Genomic DNA, 12,577 nt, shown 5'->3' on the forward strand with positions numbered 1-12,577 from the left:
GGCGCAGGTTCTGCCAGTTCAGGCGAGCGAGACGCGTCCTCCGGCATGGCGGATAAGGCGGCCGGTGAGTTCCAGTTCGATCAGCGCCATCTGCACGGCGCCTGCGCTGGCACCGCTCTGGCGGATGAGCTCATCCGTGGCGACAGGAGCAATGCCGAGGAGATGGGCGATCTCGGCAGGGCAATCGTCGTCATCCGGTTCAGGGGCAAAATGCGCGGAATGCGCGTCCATCCCGGCCCAGACCGGCTCGCGCAGCTTGAGCCGCGACGGTCCGTCAAAGCGTTCGAGAAGCTCGGCGATATCGTCAGCGGACTGCACGAGGATTGCCCCGTCGCGGATCAGTTCGTTGCACCCGCGCGAGCGGCTGTCGAGCGGGGAGCCGGGGACGGCCATGACTTCGCGCCCAGCTTCGGCAGCGAGGCGGGCGGTGATCAGCGAGCCGGAGCGCGGCGCGGCTTCCACCACGACAGTGCCGGCGGCGAGCCCGGCGATGATCCGATTGCGAAAAGGGAAATGGCGGGCGAGCGGTTCGGTGCCCGGCGGCATTTCGGCAAGCAGCAGCCCGCGCCGGGCGACGTCTTCCTGCAGTTCGGCATGTTCGGGCGGGTAGGTAACATCGATCCCGCTGGCGATGACGCCAATCGTGCCGCCGCCTTGGCCCATGGCAGCGAGCGCACCGCGATGGGCGGCTGCATCGATCCCGCGCGCAAGGCCGGAGACGACAGCATAACCCCGCGCCGCCAGCGCAGCGCCATAGTCCCGCGCAAGGCGGCACGCCCCGGCAGAAGCATTGCGCGCACCGACGAGGGCGACCGCGCCTTGCCCCAGCAGCGAGAGGTCGCCGCGCCAGGTCAGCACCGGCGGCGGCGTTTCCAGCGCGGAAAGAAGCCGCGGATAGGCGGGGGAATCGTGGAAGAGATAGCCTCCGCCAGCGGCGTGCAGGCGGGCAATCTCGGCTTCGACCTGGTCGGCAGAGATCGGACGGTAGGGCGCCCCGCCCCGCGCGGCGAGATCGGGCAGCGCATCGAGCGCGGCGGCGGCATCGCCGAAGCGGCGCAGGAGCTGGAAATAGCTGACGGGGCCAATGCCGGGCGAGCGCAGCAGGCGGATGCGCGCAAAGACGTCAGCAGCAGACAGCTCAGGACCGGGGAGGTTCATCCCTTTTGTCCGATGCGCGGCTCGGTCCCGGCGCGCAGGCGGGCGATGTTGGCGCGGTGCCGCCACAGCACGATGGCCGCCACGATCGAAAGGCCAATCATCGCATAAAACAAGCCCAGACCGACCGTGAGATTGCCGATATCGGTGCGAGGGATGCGGAGAAGCAAAAAGGCGCTTACAGGCGCGGCCAGTGCGGCGCTCATCCCTCCCACCGATGAGATCCGTGTCAGCAGCGTCATCACCAGCCATGTTGCAGCGGCGGCGGCCCCGATCCGCCAGTCCAGCGCAAAGCTGATCCCCAGCATCGTGGCAACGCCCTTCCCGCCCTTGAATCCGAGCCATATCGGGAAGCAGTGACCGATCATTGCGCCCAAACCAGCCAAGGTGGCGAATAAGGAACTATCCGCGAACCACCAATCCGCCAGGACCACCGCCAGCGCCCCTTTGCCAGCGTCAAGTAGCAAGGTGGCGGCAGCCAGCCCCTTGCGGCCAGTGCGCAGCACGTTGGTCGCGCCGATGTTGCCCGAGCCAATGGCGCGGATGTCTCCCCCGCCCGCAAGGCGCGTGAGCAGCAGACCGAACGGCACCGAGCCGAGAAAATAGCCAGCGAGAAACACGGCTGCGATCAAGAGAAATGGAGAGTTCATGCGCCCGGTCTTAACCGCCACCGGGCACAAAGGGGAGAGGCATGCTTTCCTTTTTGCCGCCGTTCCCGATAGAAGGGTGTCCGATGACCGTTGCCCCCGCTTCCGCAGATCCAGCCTCACCGATCCTGCTCTTCGATTCCGGTGTCGGCGGCCTTTCGGTGCTCGGCAAGGTGCGCAAGGTGCTGCCGCAGGCGCCGGTCATGTATGTTTCCGATAACGCCGGTCTGCCCTATGGCAGCAAGACCGAAGCGCAGATCGCAGCGCGTGTTTCGGGGTTGCTCGGCCGATTGACCGAACGGTTTCACCCGCGCCTCGTCTGCATCGCCTGCAACACCGCCTCGACCATTGCGCTCGCTTCGGTGCGAGAAGTGCTCGAAGTGCCGATCGTCGGCACCGTTCCCGCGATCAAGCCTGCCGCCGCGATGACGCAGACCGGCGTGATCGGCCTGCTCGGCACCGAAGCGACGATCCGGCAGGGATATGTAGACCGGCTTGAGGCCGAGTTCGCGGCCGACAAGCGCTTGCTGCGCCACGGCGCGCCCGAACTTGTCGCAGCAGCCGAAGCCAAGCTGCGCGGCGAACCGGTCGATCCTGCCGTGTTCGCCCGCGCCGCCGCCGCGCTGCGCGCCATGCCGGACGGCACGCGAATCGACACGGTGGTGCTGGCCTGCACGCACTTCCCGTTGCTCGAAGCGGAACTGGCCGACGCATTCGGACCCGGCGTGCGCTTTATCGATGGCTCCGACGGGATCGCGCGGAGGATCGCGTTCCTGACCCAAGGTGAGGCCTGGGCACCGAGCAAAACCGGAGACCTTGCGCTGTTCACCAGGGATGACCCCGAGGATGAGCGGCTCATGCCCGCATTGGCACACTATGGCATCGCCCGGCGGCTGGCGTTCTGACCGGATCAGGGATATCGGACTGACCATGTTTACCCGGATTGCCCTGCTGCTGATCCTGCTTGTCGCGGTGCCCTATTACTGGCTGCTGATGGACCCCGGCCCGACCTCGGTTGCGCCGCGCACAATCGACATCGCGCGTCTGCGCAGTCTGGCCGAGAGCCAGCAGGGGCAGCGGCCGGTGGGAATCCAGTATGCCGCAGTGGCGACGGACAATGAACCCGGCACGCTGCTGGTTGCGGGCGGCGGCCTGAGGACCGACGAAACGGCGGTTTTCATCTGGCGCCTGATCACGCCCGGCGGCGATACCGTCATCAATTCGGGTCTGACCGAAGACCAGTCGCTGGCGACTGGCTACGATGGCTATCACCCCGAAATGCAGCAAACCGCAAACGGCTGGCTGCGCTCGGCACGGCGGATCATTTTCACCAGCGAGGACATCGATCACATCGGCGGACTGGTTTCGCTGGTGCTGGCGGACCGCAAGATCGCCGGCAAACTGATCGGCAATCCCCGGCAGATCGATGCGCTGAGAGCGCTGGCGCCGGTGCTCATGGATTCGCTCAGTCCGGCGCCCGCAGCTCTGGCCGATCCGGCCGGTTATGCCGCAATCGCCCCAGGCATCGCGGTCATGCGCACGCCCGGCTATCTTGACGGGACGCAGATGATCTACGTCCGCCTCCAGAATGGCCGGGAGCTTCTGTTTGCCGGAGACTCCGCGCCGATGCGCCGGAATGTCGCCTGGCAGCGCCCCAGTTCGCGGTATGTTGCGGAATGGCTCGGCAGTGAGGATCGCGCCGCCACCCTCGGCTGGATCAAGGGACTTGCCTCGCTCAAGCAGCGCGAGCCCGGCCTGACGGTGGTCTACGGACATGACTTCGGCTGGCTGAAGGACAACGCGCAGCAGTTGCAATTTGCCGCAGCGCCTGCCGGCCCGCTCCCCGCACCGGCGCGAAAGGCCGTGCGGTAAGCCGCCTTCCCACGCTGGAATATGACCCAAATGCCGCTGGCATTGGCGTTGCAAGCGGCGTAAAGCGCCGCTCGCCGCTCCGGCCCGACATGGTCTGGCGGTTGTTCTGGCGCACCATGGAGACAGGTTTCAGGGCGCGTATGGCGCAGATGTGCGTGACAACTGGTTCATAGGGAGCCGTGGGTGAATTACGATCAGGTTTTCGATTCCGCGATCGAGCGTCTGCATACGGAAGGTCGTTACCGCGTCTTTATCGACATTCTGCGCAACAAGGGTGCCTACCCGAATGCCCGCTGCTTTGCCGGGCACAATGGCCCCAAGCCGATCACCGTCTGGTGCTCGAACGATTACCTTGCGATGGGCCAGCACCCCAAGGTCATCGGCGCGATGGAGGAAGCGCTCCACGATGTGGGCGCAGGCTCCGGCGGTACGCGCAACATCGGCGGCAACACCCATTATCACGTCGATCTTGAAGCCGAACTTGCCGACCTGCACGGCAAGCAGGGCGCGCTGCTGTTCACCAGCGGCTATGTCTCGAACGACGCCACGCTTTCGACGCTTGCCAAGATCCTGCCCGGCTGCGTGATCTTTTCGGACGAACTCAACCACGCCAGCATGATCGCCGGCATCCGCAATTCGGGCGCAGAGAAGCGCGTGTTCCGTCACAATGACGTGGCGCATCTGGAAGAACTGCTGGCCGAGTGCGATCCAGCGATCCCCAAGCTGATCGCCTTCGAAAGCGTCTATTCGATGGACGGCGATGTCGCCCCGATCCACGCGATCTGCGACCTGGCCGAAAAGTACAACGCCCTCACCTACATCGACGAAGTCCACGCGGTCGGCATGTACGGTGCGCGCGGTGGCGGCATTTCCGAGCGTGACGAGGCCGCACACCGCATCGACATCATCGAAGGCACGCTGGGCAAGGCCTTCGGCGTGATGGGCGGCTATATCGCGGCGGACTCGCGGATCATCGACGTGATCAGGAGCTATGCTCCGGGGTTCATCTTCACCACCTCGCTTTCGCCCGTGCTGGCAGCAGGGGTGCTGGCGGCAGTGCGCCACCTCAAGGCCTCAAGCGTTGAACGCGAAGGCCAGCAGGCCGCCGCCTCGTTCCTCAAGCAGGCCTTTGCCGATGTGGGCTTGCCGGTGATGCCTTCGACCACGCATATCGTGCCGTTGATGGTCGGCGATCCCGTGCGCGCCAAGAAGGTGAGCGACATCCTGCTCGCTGAATACGGCGTCTACGTGCAGCCGATCAACTATCCCACCGTGCCGCGCGGGACCGAACGCCTGCGCTTCACGCCGGGGCCGGCGCATACCGAAGCGATGATGATCGAACTGACCGAAGCGCTGGTCGAGATCTGGCAGCGCCTTGAACTGGAAAAGCGCAAGGCCGCCTGAACCCGCCTTGCCTGCGCCGCCAAGCCGATAGGTAATTGCACCTAAGGCCGGGTGGCTGGAGAAATTTCCCACTGCAACAAACTGTTGCTGCGTTCGTGCAGTGCCCTTGCCATGTGGCAGGGATGCATCACTTACGTAAGTTAAAGCAGTTGATAAGATTCAATGACTTGAATGGCCATCACGTTCCAGCCATTTTGAATCTTCTGCATGGGGGAAATCATGTTTCTCAATCGTTCGTCACGCACTGCGCTCAATCTTGCCGTTTCCACGCTCGCTCTCGTCGGCGTCCTACCCACCATTGCCTATGCACAGGCAGAGCCGCAGCCCGATGCTGCTGCGGCAGCCGATGCCCCGCCGCCCGAGAGCATCGTGGTGACCGGCACGCGCCTGCGCCGCCCGGATTACCAGACCGCGAGCCCGACGGTTTCGTTCGGGAAGGACCTGCTCGAAAAGCAAGGTGTCACCAATGTCACGACCTTCCTGACCACGGCGCTGCCCGCGCTTGTCGGTTCATCGACCTCGCGTGACAACTCAGGTGACCGTGCCGGCATCGGCTACACCGGCCTGAACTTGCTCAATCTGCGCAATCTGGGTGTCGATCGCACGCTGGTGCTGATCAATGGCCGCCGCCAGGTTGCTGGTGTCGAGGGTTCGCAGGCAGTCGACATCAACACGATCCCCGTCAGCCTGATCGAGCGCGTGGACGTGCTGACCGGTGGCGCCTCGGCTATTTACGGCGCGGACGGCGTGACCGGCGTGGTCAACTTCGTTCTCAAGCAGAATTTCGAGGGCGTGAGCGCGCAAGCACAGGCCGGGATCAGCAAGTACGGCGATTCCGGCGACCGGTTCGCAGCCATCACCGCCGGGCACAACTTCGACGGCGGGCGCGGCAACGTGACGCTGGCGTATGAATTCGGCGACAGCGATCGGCTGCAGACGCGGGATCGCCCGCAGTACACGGGATCACGTTCGATCGGCTTCTACCGCAACCCGGACTACACGCCCAATACCCCGGGCGTTTACAGCCGCATTCCGCTGAACGACGTGCGCTACGAATGGTCGTCGCGCATGGGCGCAGTCGATGTCAACTTCGACGGCGTGCCGGACTACCGCGGCGACGGCAAGCCCTACAACCTCGGTCAATCAATCCCTGGCGGTTATTCGCGCGGGAGCGACGACACGCTCGTTTCCGACTATGGCAACGATCTGTTGCCCGCGATTACGCGCCATGTGGTCAATCTCAATGCGCGCTACGAAGTGTCGAGCGCCTTCAAGCTGTTTGCCGAAGCCAAGTACGCAGCGACCAAGTCGTATTCGCTCGGTCAGCCGACGTTCGATTATTATATCTATGTGCCGGAAGATAACCCCTACATCCCGGCGAGCATTCGTTCAGCGATCGATCCCGAGCTCGGCGGCGTGCTGGTCACGCGGGATAACTTCGACCTTGGCCAGCGCGGTGAAAACATCAAGCGCGATACCTTCCGATCGGTGATCGGGGCCGAAGGCGATCTCTCATCCTCACTGCACTATGAAGTGTCCTATGTGTTCGGTCGCACGACCGTGACCAACCGCTTCGTCAACGACCGCTACACCGACCGCTTCAATGCTGCGCTCGATGCGGTGCGCGATCCGGCGACTGGTCAGGTGACCTGCCGGATCAACCTCGATCCCACCGCCGGAAGCGCGGTGACGTTCCAGCCGGGTGAATGCCGGCCCATCAATCTTTTTGGTGAGGGCGTAAGCGACCCGGCCGGCGTCGATTTTGTACGCGCCAACACGACCGAGCGTTCGCGCATCACCCAGCACGTTGTGAACGCTTCGTTGTCCGGAGACACGCGCAGCTTCTTCTCGCTTCCCGGCGGTCCGGTGGGCTTCGTGGTCGGCGGTGAATACCGCAAGGAAAGCTCGCGGTTCGTTCCCGACGAGTTGGAGCAGCAGGGCCTGACGTTCTCGAACAAGTTGGCGATCAGTCAAGGCAAGTTCGATGTGAAGGAAGTGTTCGGCGAACTCGACCTTCCGCTGCTCAAGGACAAGCCTTTGGCCTACGTCCTCGATATCAGCGGCGCGGTGCGTTATGCGGACTACTCGTCGACCGGTGGCGCCACGACCTGGAAGGTCGACGCAGCCTGGGCGCCGGTGCGTGACATCCGCTTCCGTGGCACGATCTCGCAGGCTGTCCGCGCGCCCAATATTGGCGAACTCTATGGCGCGGCCGGGCAGACCTTTACCTTCTTTGACGACCCCTGCCTGCCGTCCAACATCGGACTCGGCACTTCTAGCCGCGCGGCCAACTGCACCGCGCTTCTCACCGCAGCGGGTCTCAGCCCGCCGGAGATTGCCAATTTCGAGGACACCCGCACTGTCAACATTTCGGGCACCAGCGGCGGCAATCCCAACTTGCAGCCGGAAAAAGCACGGACCTGGACGGCCGGCGTGGTGCTGCAGCCGAGCTTCGTTCGCGGCCTCGCCATCGCGTTCGACTGGTACGACATCAATCTCAAGCAGGCGATCAACACGGTCGATGCGCAGAAGCTCGCCGAGCTCTGCGTCGATCAGCCGACGATCAACAATCCGTTCTGCGCCTCGCTGGTGCGCGCGCAGGGCAGCGGCCTCATCGTCGACTACACGGTGCAGCCGCAGAACGTTGCCTCGTTCCGCACCTCGGGCCTCGAAGTCAATGTGAACTACAGCTTCCGGCTCGAGAATGTCGGCGATTTCCAGCTGAAGTTCGTCGGTAACTACCTCAACAAGCTCACTTTCGTCGATTCGCCGGGTGCTGCGCCGCGCAGTACGCTGGGCGAGACCTATCAGCCGCAGTACCAGGCCTTTGTCAGCGCGAGCTACCAGCGCGGGGCGTTCGGCTTCAACTACAGCCTTTCGTGGTGGGACAAGACCCTGCGCTATTCGGCCGACCGTCTGGCGGGCAATCCGAACTACGTCGATCCCAAGTACGCCTGGTACAAGCAGCGCTGGGTGCACAACATCTCGGCCAACTTCACGGTCAACAAGAGGATGGAGTTCTACGGCGGCGTGAACAACCTGTTCAACCAGCAGCCTGATCTCGGTTCGACCACCTATCCGACCGAAACGAGCGGGACGTCGCTCTACGCGGGCTTCCGCGCTAAGTTCTGATGCTTTGACCTGCGGGGAGCAGACCACACGTCCGCTCCCCGCACGGCACAACCCCAAACAAGAAAGGCCCCGCGAGTGATCGCGGGGCCTTTCCTTTGCGACCCGGACTTCAACCGGTGTTCTTGATTGTCAGCGCAGCGAAACGACGTTGTCCGATACGCGCGGATCGCGGCGATCACCGCGGTACTGGCTGGCCATCGGCTCGTCCGAGACTTCGAAGACCTCGGTCGCGCCGAAGCCGTTGAACGCGGTCTTCATGGCCGCGCCGTAGGCTCCGAGCATGCCGATCTCGATGAAATCGCCAGCCTTGATGTCCGTCGGAAGCGCGAAGGGCCCTTCCATGTGGTCCATGTCGTCGCAGGTCGGGCCCCAGAAGCTGAAGTCCGCCTGTTCGGTCTCGCCGTCCTCGTTCGCCGCGCTCTCACGCAGCAGGCGGACGGGGAAGCGCCAGCCCACGTGTGCGGCATCGAACAGCGCGCCATAAGCGCCGTCGTTGATGAACAGTTCGGTGCCCCGGCGCCGTTCGACGCGCACGATCATCGAGTTGTATTCGGCGCAGAGCGCGCGGCCCGGCTCGCACCACAGTTCGGCCGAGTAGGACACCGGCAGCGATTCATAGGTGCGGTCGATCACGCCGAAGTAATCTTCGAGCGGGGGCGGTTCCATGCCCGGGTAGATCGAGGGGAAGCCGCCGCCGACATCGATGATATCGACCGTGACCGATGCATCGACGATCGCCGCGCGGACGCGCTCGAGCGCCTGGACATAGGCGTGCGGGCTCATCGACTGGCTGCCGACATGGAAGCACACACCGAGCGAATCGGCGACCTGACGCGTGGCCTGCAAAAGTTCTCCAGCGCCAGTAAGATCGCAGCCGAACTTCGAGGCGAGGCTGAGCTCGGAGCCTTCAGACGAGACGCGCAGGCGCACGCAGAGCGTCAGATCCTCAGGCAGCACGCCGCCATTGGCCTTCGTGGTCGCTTCGCTGATCTTTTCCAGTTCCTCGATCGAATCGAGGCTGAACACGCGCACGCCGTGATCGCGGTACGCCTCGATGATCGCGCTCGGCGTCTTGACCGGATGCATGAAGCACAGCGTGGCATCGGGCAGCGCCGCGCGCGCCATGCGCACCTCGGCAACCGAAGCCACGTCGTAATGCGTGATCCCGGCATCCCACAGCACGCGGAGCAATTCCGGTGAGGGATTGGCCTTGACCGCATAGAGCGAGCGCCCCGGAAACTTCTCGACGAAGAAACGGGCAGCGCGCGCCGCAGCGTGCGGACGGTTCAGAATGGCAGGTTGGTCGGGCGCGGCTGCGCCGACTACAGCCAATGCATCAGGATGGATGTGCAACTCAAGGGACCCCCAAACGGAAAAATGCGACAAAGCTGCCTTGCGGTTTGGAAGTCCCCATGGGGCAGCGAGGGGGTAAATAGCCCCCCCGCCCTGAACATCAAGTGAAAAAATGGGCACCTCACGTTGATGTCACAAAGGTGAAACAGTTTCGGGGCGAGGCGCGGAAAACCTTAAGCCATCAAGGCTTGCGCGAGCGCGCGCCATGCCGGCAGCGAGTGCGGGTCGTTCGCACCGTTCGCCGCCGTGGGGTGCGAGGCGAATCGCGCGACCACCATTTCGGCCACAGGGTCGATCCACAGGGTCTGCCCGTGAATGCCGCGCGCGCTGAAACAGCCGTGGTTATCGTGTGCATGCCACCACTGGCTGCCGTAGCTCCACCCTCCAAGCAGCGGATAGCCCGTCTTGTTGAACCGCTCCGGATCACCGCCCTGCCGGATGCGTTCGACATCCGCCGCCGGGATCACGCCGAGCCCGCCGAGGCGCAGCGCCTCCCCGAAGCGCGCCAGATCCTCGAGCCGCAGATTGAGGCCCCCGCCGGCGAAAGGCGATCCGATCTCGTCGACGATCAGGTCCGCATCACCCACCATGCCAAGCGGCTGCCACAGGCGCTCTGACAGCACTTGCGTGAAGGGTTTGCCAGTGACGCGGGTGATGAGCCACGCCAGCACATCTGTGTTGGGTGTGCGGTAGACGAAACCTGCCCCGTGGGTGCCCTGCCCGGGGACGGTGGTGAGATAGTCCACAGGTTGTGCGGCCCGGTGTAGCTGGCCGGGCGCGGCGTGAGCCCGAGCGCGGCGCTGTAGGCCCCGATCCCGGAGTTCGGATTGCCGTACTCCTCCGAGAAATCGAGCGCGGTCGTCATGTGCAGGACCTGGCCGATGGTGGCGCTGCCGAAGCCGCTGGGGGCGAGTTCGGGGATCACGCTAGTGATGGGGGCAGCGAGATCGATGCGCCCTTCCCCCACCAGCATCTGCACCAGCGTGCCGACGAAGCTCTTGGTGACGGAAAAGGCGATATGGCGCGTTTCCGGGCCGGTTACGCCGAACCAGCGTTCGAACACAACTTCGCCCCTGTGGAGCACGAGAATGCCATCGGTGAAGGCCGATAGAAGCGATTCCTCAAAACTGATTTCGGCGTCCGCGCCCAGCGGGGTGAATCGCACTGCGCCCAGATCGGCCCGCAGCGCACGGGGAAACGGCGCGCCCTCTCCGCTGGCCACGACGCGCGCGGTGGGGCAGAAGCTGCGCATGTTGGAATAGGACCAGCGGATCATCGGGAAGCGCATGTGATCGGCGCGCGCGCCGAGGATGCGCTTTTCAGGTGGCGGCGGGGCACCGACCATCCAGCCTATGGTAACAGGGTCGCTGGTCACGCCATCGAGCTGCACGTCCGCCATTCCATCTCTCCGCCTTGTTTTATCGTGGCGGAGACGATGCCTCAGGAAACGGGTTCAGGAAAGACGGGCGCGGAAGTCCTCCCACGAAAAACGCTTCACGCATTCGAGCGCATCGGTCTCGCTGTCCCACAGCCAGATCGAGGGGAGCGGCACACCGTTGAAGGTCGTGGTCTTGACCATCGAATAATGCGCCTGATCGAGGAAGGCGAAGCGCGTGCCGGGCTCGGCAAGGCCCGGCTTGCGGTAATCGCCGATGACGTCACCCGCGAGGCACGAGGGGCCGCCGAGGCGAACCGGGACGTCACCTTCCCCATCCTCGTACTCGTCGATAGGCAGTTCGCCGAGCATGGCCGGGCGATAGGGCGCCTCGATTACATCGGGCATGTGGCAGGTGGCGGAAATGTCCGTCACGCCAAGTTGCATGCCGTTGACGTGGGAATCGAGCACGGTGCCGACGAGAATGCCCGCATCGAGCGCGACGGCCTCGCCGGGTTCAAGGTAGATCTCGCAGCCAGTTTCGGCCTTAACCGCCTGCAGGAAGGCGACAAGTTCATCACGCTGGTAATCGGCGCGAGTAATATGGTGGCCGCCACCGAAGTTCAGCCATTTGAGTTGGCCGAAATAAGGCGCGAGGTAGGGCTTCAGGGCGGCCCAGGTGCGTTCGAGCGGCTCGAAGTCCTGCTCGCACAGGGTGTGGAAATGGATGCCGCTTACGCCTTCGAGGTGTTCGGGCTTCAACTGGTCGATGGGGAAGCCAAGGCGCGAATGGGGCGCGCAAGGATCATAACGCGGCACTTCACCTTCGGCGTGCAAGGGATTGATGCGCAAGCCGATATCGAATGGCTCGCCTGCAGCACGTGCGGCCGCGATTTCACCGGCAAAGCGGGCATGCTGGCCGGGCGAATTGAAGATCACATGATCCGAGTGCTGGAGGATTTCGGGCAAGTCCTCCGCCTTGTAGGCCGCGCAGTAGGTCGCAATCTCGCCAGCGTAGTAGTCTGCAGCAAGCCGCGATTCCCAAAGGCCCGAGGTGCAAACGCCGTCGAGGTATTCCCCGATCAGCGGGGCAACGCGCCACATCGAGAAGGCCTTCAATGCGGCGAGGACCTTGATCCCTGCGCGGTCACGCACATCGGCGAGAATGCTCAGATTCTGCCTGAGGCGCGCAGCATCGACCACGAAGGCCGGGCTATCGACGCGCGTCAGGTCGAAATGGGCAAAGGCGCCCGGATCGCCGGCTCTGGTTTCCATCGGTCCTGTCCCTTCATCCAAACGGCGAGCGGAACACGAGCGCCGCGCCGGCCACGATCAACACGAAACCTGCCAGCTGCGACAGATTGGGCCGCGTGCCGAACAGGAAATAGGCGACACCCACGAAGGTCACGAGGGTGATCGCTTCCTGCATCGTCTTCAACTGCGCCAGCGAGTACCGGCTCGCCCCGATCCGGTTGGCAGGCACGGCAAGCATGTACTCGAACAGCGCCAGCGCCCAACTGGAGAGGACCGCGATCCACAGCGCCCGGTGCGGCGCCTTGAGATGCGCGTACCAGGCAATGTTCATCACGATGTTGGAGCCGACCAGCATCAACGGCGGAAGCCAGAGCGAAGTCGGCAT

At 64.1% G+C, this 12,577-nt stretch carries 10 protein-coding genes and 1 pseudogene; 4 read left to right on the top strand and 7 right to left on the bottom strand.

All coding sequences use genetic code 11. The features are described from left to right. Positions 1 to 18: 18 nt before the first annotated feature. Together dprA and plsY are read right to left on the bottom strand one after the other, a co-directional pair. A complete protein-coding gene (gene dprA, locus ACO06X_RS02250) occupies positions 19 to 1,158 on the bottom strand; it encodes a DNA-processing protein DprA (protein ID WP_421838388.1) in 1,140 nt (379 codons plus the stop codon). After that, positions 1,155 to 1,805 carry a glycerol-3-phosphate 1-O-acyltransferase PlsY gene (gene plsY, locus ACO06X_RS02255; RefSeq protein ID WP_421839839.1) on the bottom strand — a complete coding sequence of 217 codons (651 nt, stop codon included), beginning with the start codon at positions 1,803 to 1,805 and terminating at the stop codon, positions 1,155 to 1,157. The genes dprA and plsY overlap by 4 nt, the downstream gene beginning before the upstream one ends. An 83-nt stretch (positions 1,806 to 1,888) precedes the next feature. On the opposite strand from plsY, the gene murI reads away from it, so the two are divergent. From murI to ACO06X_RS02275, 4 genes are all read left to right on the top strand, one after another. Further along, on the top strand, positions 1,889 to 2,707 hold the full coding sequence (murI, locus tag ACO06X_RS02260; RefSeq protein ID WP_421838389.1) for a glutamate racemase: 819 nt from the start codon (positions 1,889 to 1,891) through the stop codon (positions 2,705 to 2,707). Then, on the top strand, positions 2,679 to 3,674 hold the full coding sequence (locus ACO06X_RS02265) for a hypothetical protein (protein ID WP_421838390.1): 996 nt from the start codon (positions 2,679 to 2,681) through the stop codon (positions 3,672 to 3,674). The genes murI and ACO06X_RS02265 overlap by 29 nt, the downstream gene beginning before the upstream one ends. A gap of 183 nt (positions 3,675 to 3,857) precedes the next feature. After that, positions 3,858 to 5,078, top strand: coding sequence for a 5-aminolevulinate synthase (hemA, locus tag ACO06X_RS02270; protein ID WP_421838391.1), 1,221 nt, complete (start codon positions 3,858 to 3,860; stop codon positions 5,076 to 5,078). Positions 5,079 to 5,297: 219 nt separating this feature from the next. Then, on the top strand, positions 5,298 to 8,210 hold the full coding sequence (locus ACO06X_RS02275; RefSeq protein WP_421838392.1) for a TonB-dependent receptor domain-containing protein: 2,913 nt from the start codon (positions 5,298 to 5,300) through the stop codon (positions 8,208 to 8,210). Between the two features lie 129 nt (positions 8,211 to 8,339). Here ACO06X_RS02275 and ACO06X_RS02280 read toward each other — a convergent pair whose 3' ends face one another. The 5 genes and pseudogenes from ACO06X_RS02280 to ACO06X_RS02300 form a co-directional block, all read right to left on the bottom strand. Continuing rightward, entirely contained in the window at positions 8,340 to 9,563 is a 1,224-nt protein-coding gene (locus tag ACO06X_RS02280) for a type III PLP-dependent enzyme (RefSeq protein WP_421838393.1), read from the bottom strand. A gap of 173 nt (positions 9,564 to 9,736) precedes the next feature. After that, positions 9,737 to 10,309: a serine hydrolase domain-containing protein gene (locus ACO06X_RS02285; protein ID WP_421838394.1), complete on the bottom strand. Its 573-nt coding sequence runs from the start codon at positions 10,307 to 10,309 to the stop codon at positions 9,737 to 9,739. 137 nt (positions 10,310 to 10,446) lie between these two features. Then, positions 10,447 to 10,962: pseudogene (locus ACO06X_RS02290) on the bottom strand (serine hydrolase); the annotation flags it as partial. Positions 10,963 to 11,016: 54 nt separating this feature from the next. Then, a complete protein-coding gene (locus ACO06X_RS02295) occupies positions 11,017 to 12,213 on the bottom strand; it encodes a carboxynorspermidine decarboxylase (RefSeq protein ID WP_421838395.1) in 1,197 nt (398 codons plus the stop codon). Between the two features lie 13 nt (positions 12,214 to 12,226). Next, complete coding sequence (locus tag ACO06X_RS02300) at positions 12,227 to 12,577, bottom strand: DMT family protein (protein ID WP_298169990.1); 351 nt, start codon at positions 12,575 to 12,577, stop codon at positions 12,227 to 12,229.

This window comes from Novosphingobium sp., from assembly GCF_965229225.1.
Lineage (GTDB): Bacteria > Pseudomonadota > Alphaproteobacteria > Sphingomonadales > Sphingomonadaceae > Novosphingobium.